This window comes from Gemmatimonadota bacterium (assembly GCA_009835325.1).
Classification (GTDB): domain Bacteria; phylum JAAXHH01; class JAAXHH01; order JAAXHH01; family JAAXHH01; genus JAAXHH01.
The window spans coordinates 22,315-38,540 of record VXWP01000046.1 but is presented as its reverse complement, the minus strand read 5'-3'; the positions used below and the strand labels follow the sequence as shown (position 1 = coordinate 38,540).

General features: G+C 61.8%; 12 protein-coding genes and 2 pseudogenes. 6 read left to right on the top strand and 8 right to left on the bottom strand.

The features are described from left to right. Window positions 1–17 precede the first annotated feature (17 nt). The 5 genes and pseudogenes from F4Z81_05795 to F4Z81_05775 all read left to right on the top strand — a co-directional run bounded on the left by F4Z81_05795 (window position 18) and on the right by F4Z81_05775 (window position 6,913). Window positions 18–1,697: a peptide ABC transporter substrate-binding protein gene (locus F4Z81_05795; protein ID MXW04564.1), complete on the top strand. Its 1,680-nt coding sequence runs from the start codon at window positions 18–20 to the stop codon at window positions 1,695–1,697. Next, window positions 1,687–2,661, top strand: a complete 975-nt coding sequence (locus tag F4Z81_05790; protein MXW04563.1) for an esterase-like activity of phytase family protein — start codon at window positions 1,687–1,689, stop codon at window positions 2,659–2,661. Before F4Z81_05795 ends, F4Z81_05790 begins: the two co-directional genes overlap by 11 nt. 37 nt (window positions 2,662–2,698) lie before the next feature. Next, complete coding sequence (locus F4Z81_05785; protein ID MXW04562.1) at window positions 2,699–4,135, top strand: phosphotransferase; 1,437 nt, start codon at window positions 2,699–2,701, stop codon at window positions 4,133–4,135. Beyond that, entirely contained in the window at window positions 4,132–4,893 is a 762-nt protein-coding gene (locus tag F4Z81_05780) for a nucleotidyltransferase family protein (GenBank protein ID MXW04561.1), read from the top strand. The genes F4Z81_05785 and F4Z81_05780 overlap by 4 nt, the downstream gene beginning before the upstream one ends. Window positions 4,894–5,593: 700 nt before the next feature. Further along, a pseudogene (locus F4Z81_05775) lies at window positions 5,594–6,913 on the top strand (lysine 2,3-aminomutase). Window positions 6,914–7,033: 120 nt separating this feature from the next. Here the strand turns inward: F4Z81_05775 and F4Z81_05770 are convergent. The 6 genes and pseudogenes from F4Z81_05770 to F4Z81_05745 form a co-directional block, all read right to left on the bottom strand. Continuing rightward, window positions 7,034–7,372 carry a type II toxin-antitoxin system HicB family antitoxin gene (locus F4Z81_05770; protein MXW04560.1) on the bottom strand — a complete coding sequence of 113 codons (339 nt, stop codon included), beginning with the start codon at window positions 7,370–7,372 and terminating at the stop codon, window positions 7,034–7,036. Then, a pseudogene (locus F4Z81_05765) lies at window positions 7,369–7,623 on the bottom strand (type II toxin-antitoxin system HicA family toxin). The gene F4Z81_05770 and the pseudogene F4Z81_05765 overlap by 4 nt, the downstream one beginning before the upstream one ends. A gap of 62 nt (window positions 7,624–7,685) precedes the next feature. Continuing rightward, a complete protein-coding gene (locus tag F4Z81_05760) occupies window positions 7,686–9,146 on the bottom strand; it encodes a hypothetical protein (protein MXW04559.1) in 1,461 nt (486 codons plus the stop codon). Window positions 9,147–9,183: 37 nt separating this feature from the next. Further along, entirely contained in the window at window positions 9,184–10,335 is a 1,152-nt protein-coding gene (locus F4Z81_05755) for an aminotransferase class V-fold PLP-dependent enzyme (GenBank protein ID MXW04558.1), read from the bottom strand. Between the two features lie 18 nt (window positions 10,336–10,353). Beyond that, entirely contained in the window at window positions 10,354–11,532 is a 1,179-nt protein-coding gene (locus F4Z81_05750) for an aminotransferase class I/II-fold pyridoxal phosphate-dependent enzyme (GenBank protein MXW04557.1), read from the bottom strand. 11 nt (window positions 11,533–11,543) lie between these two features. Beyond that, the gene (locus F4Z81_05745) at window positions 11,544–12,491 is read right to left on the bottom strand and encodes an ornithine cyclodeaminase family protein (GenBank protein ID MXW04556.1); all 948 of its coding nucleotides are present in this window, start codon (window positions 12,489–12,491) and stop codon (window positions 11,544–11,546) included. A gap of 235 nt (window positions 12,492–12,726) precedes the next feature. Here F4Z81_05745 and ugpC point away from each other — a divergent pair, with 235 nt between their 5' ends. Beyond that, the gene (gene ugpC, locus F4Z81_05740; protein ID MXW04555.1) at window positions 12,727–13,827 is read left to right on the top strand and encodes a sn-glycerol-3-phosphate ABC transporter ATP-binding protein UgpC; all 1,101 of its coding nucleotides are present in this window, start codon (window positions 12,727–12,729) and stop codon (window positions 13,825–13,827) included. Window positions 13,828–13,892: 65 nt separating this feature from the next. On the opposite strand, the gene F4Z81_05735 is transcribed toward ugpC, so the two are convergent. Together F4Z81_05735 and F4Z81_05730 are read right to left on the bottom strand one after the other, a co-directional pair. Beyond that, the gene (locus F4Z81_05735; protein ID MXW04554.1) at window positions 13,893–14,792 is read right to left on the bottom strand and encodes a DUF58 domain-containing protein; all 900 of its coding nucleotides are present in this window, start codon (window positions 14,790–14,792) and stop codon (window positions 13,893–13,895) included. Between the two features lie 58 nt (window positions 14,793–14,850). Further along, entirely contained in the window at window positions 14,851–15,855 is a 1,005-nt protein-coding gene (locus tag F4Z81_05730) for a MoxR family ATPase (protein ID MXW04553.1), read from the bottom strand. Window positions 15,856–16,226: the final 371 nt, after the last annotated feature.

Genomic DNA, 16,226 nt, shown 5'->3' with positions numbered 1-16,226 from the left:
CCAGACGACGGTACGCTATGCGCACTCCCGCAGTACTTGTATCGATCCTCTTGCTGGTTTCCTGCGGCGAAAGTGAACGTGGCGGGGAACAGACGGGGACCGCCACGGAAGGCGGCCGCGTCAACTCGATCGGCGTGACGTTGCCCGACGACGCCGTGGACGCCTCCCGTCAGGTGCTGCGGTCCATGAGTCCGGAGCCCAAGAGCCTGGACCCCAGTATCGAGCCCTACGATACCGAGCAGACGATCCTGCCCTTCGAGGCCCTGCTGTTCAAGGACGAGCACTGGAACCCGATCCCGGGCGCCGCGCACAGCTGGGGCTCGGATGACGGGATAGTCTGGACCTTCAATCTCAGGTCCGGGATGCGCTGGAGCGACGGATCGCCGCTGACGGCCCATGACTTCGTGTATTCCTACCGCCGGATGCTTGATCCTGAATCCACCAACATCTACGCCTTCTTCTATTACGACATCAAGAACGCCGAAGCGATCGTCAAGGGGGAGAACAAGGATCTCACGTCCCTGGGCATCCGTGCCGTGGACGATTCGACCCTGGTCATCGAGACGGAAAAGCGGGCGCCTTACCTGCCCCATATCGTTTCTTTCGGCGACGCCATGCCGGTGCCGAAGCGGCTCGTGGACAAATACGGCCGCAAGTGGACCGAACCGCAGAACATCATTACGAATTCCGGTTTTATGGTCACGGAGTGGGTCAACGGCAGCCACATGACGCTTGTTCCCAATCCCTACTACAACGGCCCCCACAAGCCCTTCCTGGAGAAGGTGATACACCCTTTTCGCAACGCGGCCGCGGCCACCATCCTTCCCTACGAGAGCGACGAGGTCGACATGGAGAACGTGGACGTGAACGACCTGGAACGCATCGAGCGTGATCCCGACCTGAAGCAAGATCTCGTGCGCTTTCACGGACTGAATACCTGGTATCTCTTCTTCAGGACGCAGCTGCCGCCCTTCAACGACATTCGCGTCCGGGAAGCCTTCACGCGGGTGATGGACCGCGACAACATCTGCAACATCATCCTTCGGGGAGGGGCCGTACCGGCCTATTCCATGATCCCGCCCGGCTTCAGGGAATTCGAGGGCGACACGCATGCCGCGGTACAGGGCTTCGATCCCGAACGGGCCCGGCAACTGATGCAGGAGGCCGGATATCCGGGTGGACAGGGTTTCCCCCGCCAGGAGCTGTGGCTCAGGGCGCCTACGCCCTCCGACCGCCTGATCGGCGTGGCGATACAAAGCATGCTGAAAGAGCATCTCGGCGTCGACGTGGACATCCGGACGGCCGACCTGCACACCTACATGGACCATCTGTACGAGTGGAACATGAACCTCGGGCTGATCGCCTTCGGCGCCGATTTCCTCGACCCCCGCAACATACTGGACATGATCTGGCACTCGCAGCCCCGGGGCCACGGCCGGCAGGACTGGCACAATCCCACCTTCGACCGCCTCGTGGATGCGGCCGCGGCCGAACTGAATCCGGAGATCCGGGAAAGTCTGTACCGTGAAGCCTCGGCCGTACACGTGGCGGACTATCCCGGCGCGTTCCTCTATCACAAGATGGGCCTGCAGCTCCGGAAGCCCTGGCTGAAGGGCTATGCCGTAAACGACGACGGCACCGTGGGTTCCTTCCGCTGGCACAAGTTATACATCGCCGAGGTGGAAGATGGGGAGTAGGAGGATTTCCGGGAGAAAGCGGGGTCCGGACGCCCCTCGTTTACCGGCCGCGCCACGCCAGCCGCTCGGATTCCGCCTCCTACTCGCGCCGCTCGCCCTATGCGCATCGGCCCTGCTTTGGATGCCCGGGCTGGCCGCAGCGCAGGAAAACCCGGTCCTCCTCGAAGCCATCAGCGTCCTCCCCGTGGAAGGTCCCGAATCCAACCAGCCATCGGGACTCTTCATCCATAACGACACCCTGTACACCGTTTCCGACAAGCACGACGATACCATCTTCCGGATCGAACTCCGGGAGGATGCCGCGGTATTCGTTCCGCATATCCGGTTCGAAGCGCCAAAACCCTTCGGGGTGTTCAGGCTGGACCTGGAGGGCATCACCCGCGATGACGACGGAAGCTTCTATCTCGCCAGCGAAGGGGCGTTCGCCATTCTGAAGGTCGACGCGGACGGAAAGAAGGCGTCCTGGGTCACCACGAGCCTCCGGAAAGTAGGCGCATCGGCGGGTCTCTTCCAGACGCGCGGCGGGTATCTCGAAGGCATCACACTGATGGCGCGGGACCGGTTCCTGGTCACCGCGGAACGGGAGCCCTGCGGCCTGATCGAAGTCGACATGGCGCCGGTGCAGCGGATCGTGGAGATCGCCAATCATGGCTCGGCGAACAGTTACACGGGTTTGCACCGGGAGGTCGAGAACGTATACATCCTGCAGCGAAGCACCGCGACCATCCGGAAGACCATCCGGTACCTGGACGTGGACAGCCCCTCGACGATCTGGTCCTTCGCCCATATCGTCAACGACCCGGAATACCTCTATCAACACGAACAGTTCGGCGCGAAGACGGCGGAGGGGCTCGCCATGGACCGCGACCGGGTCTACGTCATTCTCGACAACAACAACGACGCGCGCCGGATGTATCCCACCGATCACAGACCCTTGCTCCTGATCATGAAGCGGCCTGGTTGATGAGACGCCGGACCGCACCCGGCCGGGACAGGCGACCATGACTCGTGATGCCCAGGACAGGCTGGCACGTCTCTATCGCCGCACGTTCGGCCGTGCGCCGACACGCATCGCCAATCTGGGCGCGGACGGCTCGAGACGGCAGTACTACCGGTTGTTGGAAGGTGAATCGACCGTTATCGGCGCGGCGAATTCCGACCGCCGGGAGAACGTCGCCTTCCTTGCGCTTTCGCGCCACTTCAACCGCCACGGCCTGCCGGTGCCCGAGATCTTCGCCGAGGACCTGGAACAGGGCGTATACCTGCAGCAGGACCTGGGTGACGAGACCTTGTTCAGCCGGGTGGCCGCCACCCGCGCCGAGGAAGGCGCTTTCTCGGATCAAATGGTCGCGATGTACAGGCAGGTGCTCGACGACCTGCCCCGATTCCAGGTCACCGCGGCGGAGGACCTGGACTTTTCGGTCTGTTACCCCAGGAGCCGGTTCGACGCCCAGTCCATCCGGTGGGACCTGAACTATTTCAAGTACCACTTCCTGAAGCTCGTGCCTGTCGACTTCGACGAGCAGGCCCTCGAAAACGATTTCGAGCGGCTCACGGCGTTCCTCCTGGAAGCGGATACACGTTACTTCCTGTACCGCGACTTCCAGTCCCGCAACATCATGTGGCATGAGGGACATCCGCATTACATCGACTACCAGGGCGGGCGGCAGGGCGCGCTTCAATACGACGTAGCGTCTCTCCTGCAGGATGCCAAGGCCGACATCCCGTGGGAGATCCGGGACGAACTCCTGGATCACTATGTCGAAGCGGCCGGCGAGTATGCCCCCCTTCGCCGGGATGCGTTCCTCGCGCACTATTACGGTTACGCCCTGGTCCGTCTCATGCAGGCGCTGGGCGCTTACGGGTACCGTGGCCTGTACGAAGGCAAGTCCCACTTCCTGACCAGCATCTCCCACGGCGTCCGTAACCTCGAGGGGTTGCTCGAGCGGGCCGGCCTGCCAGTCGACCTGCCTGAGCTGAACCGTGCCTGGTCGCGCATCGTCGACGATCCGGCGCTCCGGCGTATGGGCGAGGTTTCCGGTGAAGGACTGACCGTCCACCTCTGGAGTTTCTCCTATCATCTCGGCCTGCCCCGGGATCCGAGCGGAAACGGCGGAGGGTTCGTCTTCGACTGCCGGATCGTGAAGAACCCCGGCCGCATTCCGGCATACGCGGATCTGACGGGAAAGGACGCACCGGTGGCGGCCTTCCTGGACGAACTCGAGGAGGCACGGTCCTTCCTGGGGGACGTGCGGACCATGGTCGACCGGGCGGTCGATCACCACCTGCGTCGCGGGTTCACGGACCTGACCGTCGCCTTCGGATGCACGGGCGGCCAGCACCGATCGGTGTACTTCGCGGAGCGGCTGGCGGCGCACCTGGCGGGCCGGCAGGGGGTCGTGGTCCGCCTGAGGCACCGGGAGCAGGAGGATTCGTGAAGGCCATGATCCTTGCGGCGGGCCTGGGCACCCGGCTCCGGCCCCTCACCGACGCCCGGCCCAAAGCGCTCGTGACAGTGGCCGGCAGGCCCATGCTTTACTGGGTGATCAGGCGGCTCGCCCGCCATGGTTTCACCGACATCATCATCAACGCCCACCATTTCGCGGATCAGATCGAGGCCTTCGCGGCCGCGCACGATGGCCCCGGTGTTTCGCTGACCGTATCCGTGGAGGAGGAGATCATGGGCACGGGCGGCGGGGTGCGCAAGGCCGCGTGGTTCTTCGACCGCGAGGAGCCGTTCCTGGTGCACAACGTGGACGTGCTGACCGACCTGGATCTTTCCGAATTGATGACGGTCCACCGCGCCTCGAATGCCGGTTCGGCTTCGGACGCTCTGGCCACCCTGGCCGTGAAGGGAAGGAAGAGTTCGCGTCACCTGCTTTTCGATAGGGCGGGACGGCTGGGCGGCTGGCGTTCGGATATCACGGGAGAGACGCGCACGGTCCGGTCGATGGAGGGTCCCGTTACCGCCCTGCCCTTCATGGGCGTCTACGTCGTGTCCCCAGAGGCGTTGCGCAAGATGACCAGTACCGGTCCCTTTTCGATCATCGACTTCTTCCTGGATCTGGCGGGTACGGGCAGCCCAATTCGAGCCTATCGGGCCGAAGAAGCGCGGTGGGCGGATCTCGGAAGCGCGGACCGCATCGCGGCGGCAGAGCGGCTGTTCGGAACGGACTGGTTCGCAAAGTTCGGTTAGTTCCTTCTCCTGGAAAGCACAGGTGCAAGAAGGCCAGGCTTCGCGCCATTGGTCGAAAGGACTTGAAGCGCGGTGCGCCTTCGGTTATCTTGAAACTGTACCGATCTTCCCCTGAACACGCCCTCACCCAAAGGAGGTTTAAGTGGACGTATCGTCCTCCCGCGGCGCGAGGCAGTGTCTGCGTAGCCTGCTCTATCGCGGTTGTTGCCCCCGCCGAAAATGGTCTCCCACATAACTAACCGGCGACAGCGGGTAACTGCGCGACAAAGACGTATCCCTCGGGATTCGCGCTCATTGAGCGTCACTAGTTGAGCGTCTCCGATAGTTCTCGCGGAACGGCTTTCTCTCTATTTTAGGCCCGGACGGCCTTCTTGTTTGTGCCACCCGGGGCGATGGCGGCTCGTGGATGCACGGGCATCCGTGCCTGAAGCCGCCTGGATTCCGATCCCATCGCGGCTTTTCTTTTCGCCCCGCGCGGATCGAACTTCACGGGTCCAAGCCACTTTCTATGGGTCCGAGCCGCCCTTCTCCGTTCCGAGCCGACTTCTTTGGGTCTGAGCCGTCACTCATGGGTCCGCGTTGCAATTGATAGTCCGACGCCCCACCCTGTCACTACCCGAATCGAGTCGTGTTGTAGGAAGCACGCGGGGCGGTTTCGATATCCGGGCGCCGGATCCCGGTTATCAGTAAGGAAAGTACCATGATCAGAAACATGAACGGCAAGACCCCCAGGTTTCGGATATACGATCTCAGGAACTACCGAAAAATACCTCAGATCGACAGACTCCCGGACGACCTGAAATTCGAAATGGAAGTCGTGGCGCGGGTTCTGCCTTTCCGGACCAATTCCCACGTGGTGGAGCACCTGATCCAGTGGGAGAACATCCCTGACGATCCCATGTTCCAGCTCACCTTTCCGCAACGGAAAATGCTGTCGCCAGACCACTTCGACGAGGTGGCGGCCCTGGTGAAAAAGGGGGCGGGGGAAGCGGAAATGGCACGGACCGTGAACCGGATCCGATGGGATCTGAACCCACAGCCCGCGGGTCAGCTCGAGCACAACGTCCCCAGGGAGGACAACGAGAAACTGGACGGCATGCAACACAAGTACCGGGAAACGGTCCTGTTCTTCCCTTCCCAGGGCCAGACCTGCCACGCCTACTGTACATTCTGCTTTCGCTGGCCGCAGTTCGTGGGCATCGATGAACTGAAGTTCGCCAGCCGCGAGGTCGAAAGTCTCATCAGATACCTCGAAGACAATCCCCAGGTCACCGATGTGCTTTTCACGGGCGGCGATCCCATGGTCATGCGGGCAAAGAACCTCAGCGTGTATATCGATGCGTTGCTGAAGGCCGATCTCCCCAATCTGCACACGATCCGGATCGGGACGAAATCGCTGGCCTACTGGCCTTACAAGTACCTCACCGACCCGGATGCGGACGACGTGCTGGCGCTGTTCGAACGGATCAACCGCGCCGGCAAGCACCTGGCCATCATGGCCCATTGCAGCCATCCCGCCGAACTCCGGCCCGACGTGGTGTCAGAGGCGGTCAGCCGGATTCGCGGAACGGGAGCGAAGGTTTACACGCAGTCGCCCATCCTGAGGAACATCAACGACGATCCGGATACGTGGGCGGCCATGTGGCGCAGGCAGGTGGACCTGGGGATGGTGCCGTACTACATGTTCATGGTGCGGGACACCGGCGTTCAGCATTTCTTCGCCGTGCCGATGGTCGAGGCCTGGGAGATCTTTCAGAACGCCTATCAGCAGGTTAGCGGCATCTGCCGGACCGTGCGCGGACCCAGCATGTCGGCCCATCCCGGCAAGGTCCACGTACTGGGCATCAGCGAGATCCACGGGGAGAAGATCATCGCCCTCCGGTTCCTGCAGGGCCGCAATCCCGACTGGGTCCTGCGGCCGTTTTTTGCCCGGTACGATAGAGAAGCCATCTGGCTGGACGACCTCGAGCCGGCCTTCGGCGAGGAGGCGTTTTTCTTCGAGAAAGAACTGGCGCAGTTGTGCGAGGAGGATCTGCCCTCCGGCCAGTGGGATGAAATGGAGTCGCTTGTGCTGGAAGACGTGGGATGGAATTGATACGCGGTGCAGGTTAAGGAAGGGTATCCGACGAACTTTCCGGAATCAGTGTTTTTGAACAACCGCCTCTGACAGCTTTTCTCCAGCCCACTGGTTTATACTCACGCCGTCGACATCGGCCGCCTCGGCTACTGCTGCGTGGATTTCAGGATCTATTCGCAACAGGAGTTTCCCGGAATAAGGCTTGTTCGGAGCCTCGCCCCGTTCGTCACAGCTTTCCAGGTAGAACTCAACCGCCTCTTCAAAAGCCTCGCGAACTTCTCCAACGCTTTCTCCGTGAAACGTGATGATGTCGCGAATACCAGCCACGCGGCCGACGAAACATCCGTCCTCATCGCTGTATTCGATGCGTGCTGGATATCCCCTGTAGCGCATCGGCTTCATGGTGTTACTCCCATACATGTAAGAAACTCCCGTGCAGCGCGTACCTGATAGGGTTTAGCCTCTTTGCCCGGATGAGGTCGATGAAAATCTGCTCGATGCGTCCCGTACTTGAAAGCTATTCTGGATCTACGACCTTCTATTGCTTCACAACCCACTGAAACAAGAAGAGTCTCGATTTGTCGCCATTCTATGTTCGAGGATATCGGGTCGGTAAAAACCGCTTCCAGAATTTACCGCTGACGACTGTTCATGTCATATGATATCACATTTCAATATCACATGCAAGTACTTCGTCGTCAAGACAACGTAACAGTCAATCCTCCAACCCCGCATGCCGGCACACGATTTCCACGGCCTTGACCAGGGTCTTCGCGCCGAGCACCGCGTATTCCTCGATCAGGTTCCCCTCCCGGTCTAACGTGCCCAAGCCGGGACCGAGGAACATCTTCCCACTGTAGATCGTGGCGGGTTCGACGCCCATGTGCTCCTGGGCGAGCACGATGGGGTTGGTGTTGGCCCACAGGTCTTCGAGGTTGAAGATCGGGATGCCGAAGGCGCCGTCCTTCCACGTGCGTTCGTAGTTGAGTTCGGTGCCTCCCAGCTGGTAGGTCTTCGTGAAGATCAGGTCGTCGCGGAAGCGTGCGGGCTCCAGCTGCGAGAACTCCTCCACGATGATTTCGTGGAACCGGTCCACGGGGTCGGTTACCAGTCGGGGCCGGTCGCGCAGGACCTTCAGGTACGCGGTCAGGCCCACCAGGGTGTCCCGGCCCGGATCGCTGAAGGTATAGACCGCCTTTCCGTGGGAGGACAGCTCGCCGTAGCGCTGGCCGCCGAGGCCCATGCCCTTGCGGATTGGGTTGATGGTCTCTTCCCTGCCGATGAGCAGTCCCGACGCGGGTGCGCGGCCGGGCTTGTCCATGCTGAAGGTGATGATGTCGCAGCCGATGTCCCTCGGGTCCATGCCCACGATGGGGATCGAGCCGCCAGTGTCGACAATGTATGGTACGTCGTAATCCCGGGCCACGTCGGCCAGTTTCTTCAGGAGAATAGGCGCGCCTTGCTCGTCCTGCTCTCCGAGCCCGTAGCTGGGGGTGTCGTACCCCACCGTGGCGATGCCCGTGAGCAGCGAAGCGTTTCTTTCGGCTGCTTTCTTCACGTTTTCGATGGTGCCGTCCACGTCGACGGCGGTGAGCAGCGAGGTGGGATTGTATCGGATCCCGTGGGGATCGTACTTCGCGCCGGCCATGCGGACGTAGAGCGTCTCGAGGTTCGCCAGGCTCTTGTTCTCGATGCCCAGTTCGCCGCCGGCGATGGTCCGGTCCACGAGGAGGTTCTTGTACCGCGGCGGGAAGGCCCGGCCGTATCCGCCGATCCACTCGTAATCCTCCCCGTAGGGCATGAGCACTCGGCCGCGGTAGATGTCGCCGTGGCGCATGGAGGGCGGCGCGCACAGGGTTTCGAGCGTGAGGCGCAGCAGTGCTTCGCAGGTATTGGCGGCCACCGCGTCGTACTCGTCGCCGTAGACGTCCTTGACGACTTCGCGTAGTTCGTCCTCGATCACCCGGACCGGGTAGGTCTTGCCGCCCCGGTTGGCTTCCACGATCGCGTCGAGTACGTAATCGGGCAGGTTGCCCGGTCTGGCCGAGCTTCCGGCGTACAGGCCGATGTCCTGCTTCAGCTTCAGCGTGCCGATTTTCTCGCCGTATTTCCGGGCTTCTTCAGCAATGGCGGGAAAGTTGTCGTAGATCGACTGGTACCACTGGTACTTGTACATGGTTGGTTTTTTTTTTCGGACCGGTCCGGTATCGGAATCAGGGCATTCCGGAAATCACTTCAAGCGCCCGTTCCACGTCGGCCATCCGGTTGTACAGGTGGGGCGAGAAGCGGATCACGGGGCCGCGCAGGGCGACCATGACGCTGGCCTGCTTCAGGTACCGAGCCACTTCGGAGACATCGCGGCCCGGAAAACGGGCGGTGACGATGGCCGAACGCTGGTCGGCATCCCGCGGGGAGGTGACCTCGGCGCCGATCGCGGCCAGGCCGTCGATGAGGTGGTCGGCCAGGACCTGGTTATGTTCGAAGATCCGGTCGATCCCCGTGTCCACGAGGAACCCGATCGATTTCGCGAACCCGCCGGACAGCCCGTAAGCCATGGTGCTGAACTCGAACCGGGACGCGTCCTCCGGGTAGTCGGGCGGATCGGTGCGGATATCCCAGATGTCCTTCTGACTTCGAAAACCCACCAGGCCGGGTTCGAGGCTCGTGTAGAGGTGCGGCGCGAGGTACATGACGGCCACGCCGAATGGGCCGCACAGCCACTTGTACGCCCCGGCGGCCACGGCGTCCACGCCCATGCCGGGCGCGTCGATGGGCACCGCGCCCGCGGACTGCGTGGCATCCACGACCAGCAGTGCGCCGTGACGGTGTGCGATCTCTGCAAAGGCGGCGAGGTCCCAGCGCTGGCCGCTGCGGAACTCCACATGGGACAGGGCCACCACCGCCGTATTGTCGTCCACGAGGTCCCTGACGCGATCCGGATCGACGGTCTCTCCCCGCGCGTGCGCAAGCCGGATCTCGCAGCCCGTGTGGTTGGCGACGCGACGCCAGGGGTAGACCGAGGCGGGGAAGGAAACGTCGGTGCTGACAACGTTGGCCTCCGCGCCGGGAATGACCGCCCAGGCAAGGGAACTCAGGAGTTCCGTGGTGCTGGATCCCGCGGCGATGTCTGTCGGAGAAGCGTTGAAGAGCCGGGCTGCCTGCCGGTGGAGTTCGTCGAAGACCGTGGCTTCGGCTTCTTCGTCGAAGTGGTTGCTGCCGTGCTCGGCGACGTCCCGGTACCATTCGGTGATCGCTGCGGCCGCCGGACGGTACATGGGCGTCACGTTGGCCGCGTTGATATACGTGCAGGTCTGCGCTACTGGGAACTCGTCAACCGGTACCAGCGGATCCAGGGACGGCTTCATGGCAGGCCCTCCCCGTGATCAGCCGGCGGCCGCGCCGCGCTCGTTTTCGGATCCGGCGGCCTCTTCCTCGGCGACCTGGCGGAGCAGGCTGGAGATCCGGCGCAACCCCTCGTTCAGGTAGTCGGGCGGCAGGCCGTAGCTGATGCGGAGATGGTTGGGCACGCCGAAGTAGTCGCCGGGCCCGATGAGCACCGATTTCTCCTGGATAAGCCGGTTCGCGAGCGTCGCGGAATCGGTCTTCAGGTTGTACCGGACAAAGGAAATGGCCGTCGCCTGGGGCGGCACGAGACTCAGGATGTCCGCGTTTTCGTCGATCCAGGTCTGGTAGTTGTCCCATCCGCGCCTTATATAGCCCCGCGTCCGCTCGAAGATGGCCTTCCGCACGTCGGGGCGCAGCGCCAGCGGCGCGAGGAAGTGGTTGGACAGCTTGGCCGTGCTCAGCGTCAGGTACTCGTGGCGCATCCAGAGCTGCTTCATCAGGTCTTGGGGACCGACGAGCCAGCCGATCCGCAGGCCGGGCATGGCGAAGGACTTGGACATGCTGCCTGCAGAGATGACCCGGTCGTACCGGCCGTAGAAGGTGGGCGATACTTCCTCGCGTTCCCGTTCGGACCCAGCGTAGATCTCGTCCGCGAGCAGGTAGGCGCCGCTGCCTTCGGCCACACGGACGACGGCGTCCATTTCGGCTTCCGTCAGGATCTGTCCGGACGGATTGTTCGGATTGCAGATGGAGATCAGCTTCGTTTCGTCCGAGATGGCGTCTTCGAGACTGTCCGTATCGAGCGCCCAGTTGCGGTCGGGATCGAGGCGGAACGTCCGCCGGACGGCGCCCAGGTTGTGCGCGAGTCCCCAGCTCTGGAGGTAGCAGGGCACCTGGACCGCCACCTCTCCGCCACCTTCCAGCAATGTCTGGAACGTGATGAAATTGGCCTCGATGCACCCGATGGTCACCAGGACGTTCTCGGCGGTCGCGCCGGGATAGTACTGGGCGATGGCCTCCCGCAGTTCGGGCGAGCCATTCGCGTATCCGTAGCCCAGTTCGGTATCCAGCATACGGTCCAGGATGTCCGGATCGTGTTCGATCAATTCTCTGACTTTAACCGGGTGCGCGCCGCTCTCGGACAGGTTGTACTCCACGACCTGCTCCCAGTCCGACATGATGCGTTCCAGTTCGAAAGGCTGGAAGGCCGCTGCCATGTGATTGCTCCTTACTTTACGGCGTGATAGACGGCTTTGGAAATCTGGATGTCCTGTACTGCGACGCCCGTCGAATCGGCGATCGAGATCTGGTCGTCGGAAGTACGGCCCAGGGACGGATCCTGGATCACGTTTCCGAGTTCGACCACCTTGTCCTCGGTTATGGCGCCGGCCTTCATCGCCTGTGCGATTTCGCCGCGCAGCCTGCACTGCGGAATGCTGTCCGCCACGACCACGTCGGCCTTCGCGAGGACGCCAGGATCGAGTTCGATCTTGTCCGGCGTGTCGGAGCCCATCGCGGTGATGTGCGTACCGGGACGCACCTGGTCGGCGGTCAGCAGCGGTGAAAGGGACGGCGTGGACATGATGATGAGATTGCTTGTCGCCGCCACGGCGCCGGCGTCATCCGTGATCTCGACGGTGTATCCCTGGGCTTCCATTTCGTTCTTGTAGGAGGCCTTGCTCTCGGCGGAACGTCCCCAGGCGATCACGTCCGTACAGTCGACGACGCCCTTGAGGTACTCTACCTGCATGCGCGCCTGGAGTCCCGTGCCGAATACGCCGATGCGGCTCACGTTCTTCGGCGCGAGGGCCCTGGCCACGACCGGCCCCATGGCGGCCGTGCGCACCGTGGTAAGGTACCCTTCGTCGAGTAGTATCGCCACAGGCTGACCGGTCCGCTGGTTGAAGATCAGCATCATGCCCTGGACGCGGGGAACGCCGACGTTCGGGTTGTCGGTGAACCCGGAGGCCAGCTTGATGACGTAGTAGTCGTCTCCGTCGATCGCGCCGTACTTGATATGCACGTTCCCGGGAGGATCCTCGAAGTGCATCTCACCGACGGGCGGCACCTGCACCTTCCCCTGCGAATAGGCGACGAAACCGTCTTCGATATCCTGAATGACGTCTATGCCTTCGAGGGCTTCCTTGATCTGGTCCAGTTCGACGATGAGCGGCATGGTAAGACTCCTCCCGGCAGTCCGGTTAACTGGGGTTTGCGCACGGCGCAACAGGCAAGTGGAATGTTTCCCAAAAATGAGCAGACAAAATAACGTTTTTATGGGGCAAAGTCAAATAAAACCGCGCGGATACCGGGCGTGGAAGGCGGGGATATTGTATTGACAAAAACCCTTGCGTGTCACACAATACGGGAGTCTCACAGACCAACCGGAGAGGTCCCGGAGGAGTGCTTTCATGGCGGATGTAGTCCTGAAGAACGTGGACAAGCGGTTCGACAAGAACACCGTGGTCCGCAACGTAAACCTGGAGATCAAGGATCGGGAGTTCGTGGTTCTCGTCGGCCCCTCGGGCTGCGGCAAGTCCACCACGCTGCGCATGATCGCCGGGCTGGAAGAAGTGACTTCCGGCGAAATCCACATCGACGGGAAACGCGTGAACGACGTCCCGCCGAAGGACCGGGACATCGCCATGGTGTTCCAGAACTACGCGCTGTACCCCCACATGACGGTGTACGAGAACATGGCCTTCGGGCTCAAGCTGCGCAAGTATCCCCGCGCCGAGATCGAGGCGCGGGTCAACGAGACCGCCGGCATCCTGGGCATCGGCCATCTCCTCGCCCGCAAGCCGAAGGCGCTGTCGGGCGGCGAACGTCAGCGCGTGGCGGTGGGCCGCGCCATCGTGCGCAAGCCCAAGGTGTTCCTCTTCGACGAACCCCTCTCGAACCTGGACGCCAAGCTGCGCGTGCAGATGCGGACGGAGATCAGCAAACTCCATAACAGCCTCGAGGCGACCATCGTCTACGTCACCCACGACCAGGTCGAAGCCATGACCATGGGCGACCGGATCGCGGTGATGAAAGACGGCGAGGTGCAGCAGGTCGCCGCGCCCCTCGAGCTTTACGAGAAACCGGCGAACCGGTTCGTCGCGGGCTTCATCGGCAGTCCGGGCATGAACTTCCTGGAGGGCAGGGTCGTTTTCGACAACGGGCATGCGGCCTTCGACGAGGGCAGCCTCCGGCTTCCCATTCCGGACGGCATGCGGGAGGCCCTGTCGCCCTGGCGGGACCGGGAGGTCACTTTCGGCATCCGTCCGGAGGACATCACTTCCGTGGATGCGAACAAGGACTGGCGGGAAGCCCGTCAGATCAAGGCGACCGTCGAAGTGGTGGAACCCATGGGAAGCGAGACTTTCCTCTACATGACGACCGGCCGGTACCCGTTCATCGCCAGGGTGGACGCCTTCGTAGACCCCGCCATTAACACGGAACTGCCGCTCCTCGTGAACATGGCCAGGGCCCACTTCTTCTCCAGGGAAGATGAAGCGGCGATCATCTGACCGGTTAGCAGCGGGCGCGGCCGTCAGCCCAGGTGGGCACGGGCGTCAACCTTGGAGGGCGCCGGTCAGCCCAAATGGGCGCGCTTTGCGAGGAAGGTCAACAGGGCCTGGTCGAATGGCGTGCCGGTGTCCAGGCTGAGATAGTCCGCGGCGTTCTCCCGGCAGACGCGGGTGTACAGTTCGTCCTGTTCCTTCAGGTCCCCCAGGTAGGCTTCACGGATCACGTGCGGGTGGGTATACACCTCTTCCCCGGTCTCCATGTCGCGGAAACGGGCGGGATGGCGGAATTCGAAGTCCTTCTCGGCGGGATCTAGCAGGCGAAACACGATCACTTCATGTTTTCGATGGCGGAAATGCCGGATGCTGTCGACGATGTCCCCGGGTTCGTCGAAAAGATCGGATATGATGATGATCAGCCCGCGCCGCTTGATCCTTTCCGCCAGCGAGTGAAACGTTGCCCTGCTTCGCGTTCCTGATCCGGACGCCGCGGCGTGCAGCCGTTGCAGAATGATGTGCAGATGGTTGCGGACCGACCGCGGGGGAACGTATTGCCTGATCCGCTCGTCGTACAGCACCAGGCCCACGGAGTCCTGCTGGCTCAGCATGAGGTAGGTGAGCGCGGCCGCCAGGTATCTCCCGTACTCCAGCTTGCTTATACCCGTAGACACGAATTCCATCGACGCGCTGACGTCCAGGAAGATATAGGATTTCAGATTGGTTTCTTCTTCGTATTCCTTGATGTAGAACCGGTCTGACTTGGCGAAGACCTTCCAGTCGATGTGCTTGATGGGATCGCCCGGCATGTACTGCCGGTGTTCCGCGTATTCGACGCTGAACCCGTGGTAGGGACTGCTGTGCAGCCCGGCGATGAACCCTTCCACGACCAGCCGCGCCTTGAGATCCAGCCGGGCAAGCCGGGACACGGTCATCGGATCGAGGTATTTTCGGTATTCGGTCGAATTCATGGCGTGCTGTTTAGTGTGCTGTCGAGCTTGCAGAAAGATCAGGCGCCTTTCGAAAGGATCAGGCGCCCTTCGTTTCATCCATCAGTTGCGTGATGATGTCATCGGCGGTGACCCCGTCCGCGTCGGCGTTGAAATTGGTCACGATGCGGTGCCTCAGCACGGGCAGCGCCAGGGCGCGCACGTCTTCCGGCGTGGGCGTATAGTTTCCCATGAGCACCGACCGGGCCTTTGCACCCAGGATCAGATACTGGGAAGCCCGTGGACCGGCGCCCCAACTGACCCTGTCGCGGATGAAAGGCGGGGCGTCCGGCTCGTTCGGACGGGTCATGCGTGCCAATGAGACGGCGTATTCGACCACATGGTCCGCCACGGGCACTCTTCGGATTAACTGCTGCAGTTTCTTAACGTCGGTCCCCGTCAGGATATGCTCCGGTTCGGCCTCCTGAACGCTCGTCGTACTCCGGGCGATTTCGATCTCTTCAGTTCGGGACGGATAATCCATGTAAATACTGAGCATGAAACGGTCCAACTGGGCTTCGGGCAGCGGATAGGTGCCTTCTTGTTCAATGGGGTTTTGCGTCGCCAGGACGAAAAACGGTTCGTCGAGCTTCATGGACTCGCCCGCGGCCGTTACTTCGTGTTCCTGCATCGCCTGCAGAAGGGCCGCCTGGGTCTTGGGCGGCGTACGGTTGACCTCGTCGGCCAGGATCACGTTCGCGAAAATCGGTCCGCGGATGAACTTGAACTCCCGGTGACCGGTCGTCCGGTCTTCTTCCAGGATTTCCGTTCCCGTGATGTCGGAAGGCATCAGGTCCGGCGTGAACTGTATGCGGCTGAACTTGAGATCGAGCGTCCTGGATAGCGTGTTGATCAGCAGCGTCTTGGCCAGCCCCGGAACGCCGATCAGCAGGGCGTGGCCGTTAGCCAGGAGGACGGTCAGCAGTTGTTGAATCACGTCCTGCTGGCCGATGATGACCTTGGAAATCTCAGTCCGTATGTTTTCGCCCGCTTCTTTGAGCTCTTCGACGATTTTCAGATCGTCGTGTTGATGTTCTTCACTCATAGGTCCTTCCCTCGAAAAACGAATCCGTTTCTATCGCCGCGCGACATAAGTATCCAATGTCCGTATCCAGTGCCCGGCCCAATCCCACAGCTCTCGGAGTCCAGGCCTGTAAGCGCACCGATGCTGTGAAGATACGGCCTGTCAAGATACAGGAAGATTGGAAGGCCTTTCAAGGAGTTTAAGCGGCAGGCGGGGTCTCCTCATTCGCTGTCCAGATCGACCCGAACTACAACTTCGCCAGTACTTTGACCAGGAGGTCCTTGATCTCCGCCACGTCCGTTTCAATCCGTTCCAATCGCTGTTCCACGGCGTCGAGTCGCTGTTCCACGGCGTCGAGTCGCTGTTCCACGGCGTCGAGTCGCTGTTCCACG

What these genes read in the sequence shown, in the direction of transcription:
- F4Z81_05730 (MXW04553.1), bottom strand. Translation starts at nt 15,855, where the DNA reads ATGAGTGAAGAACATCAACACGACGATCTGAAAATCGTCGAAGAGCTC.
- F4Z81_05785 (MXW04562.1), top strand. Translation starts at nt 2,699, where the DNA reads ATGACTCGTGATGCCCAGGACAGGCTGGCACGTCTCTATCGCCGCACG.
- F4Z81_05750 (MXW04557.1), bottom strand. Translation starts at nt 11,532, where the DNA reads ATGGCAGCGGCCTTCCAGCCTTTCGAACTGGAACGCATCATGTCGGAC.
- F4Z81_05795 (MXW04564.1), top strand. Translation starts at nt 18, where the DNA reads ATGCGCACTCCCGCAGTACTTGTATCGATCCTCTTGCTGGTTTCCTGC.
- F4Z81_05760 (MXW04559.1), bottom strand. Translation starts at nt 9,146, where the DNA reads ATGTACAAGTACCAGTGGTACCAGTCGATCTACGACAACTTTCCCGCC.
- F4Z81_05755 (MXW04558.1), bottom strand. Translation starts at nt 10,335, where the DNA reads ATGAAGCCGTCCCTGGATCCGCTGGTACCGGTTGACGAGTTCCCAGTA.
- F4Z81_05735 (MXW04554.1), bottom strand. Translation starts at nt 14,792, where the DNA reads ATGAATTCGACCGAATACCGAAAATACCTCGATCCGATGACCGTGTCC.
- F4Z81_05745 (MXW04556.1), bottom strand. Translation starts at nt 12,491, where the DNA reads ATGCCGCTCATCGTCGAACTGGACCAGATCAAGGAAGCCCTCGAAGGC.
- ugpC (MXW04555.1), top strand. Translation starts at nt 12,727, where the DNA reads ATGGCGGATGTAGTCCTGAAGAACGTGGACAAGCGGTTCGACAAGAAC.
- F4Z81_05790 (MXW04563.1), top strand. Translation starts at nt 1,687, where the DNA reads ATGGGGAGTAGGAGGATTTCCGGGAGAAAGCGGGGTCCGGACGCCCCT.
- F4Z81_05770 (MXW04560.1), bottom strand. Translation starts at nt 7,372, where the DNA reads ATGAAGCCGATGCGCTACAGGGGATATCCAGCACGCATCGAATACAGC.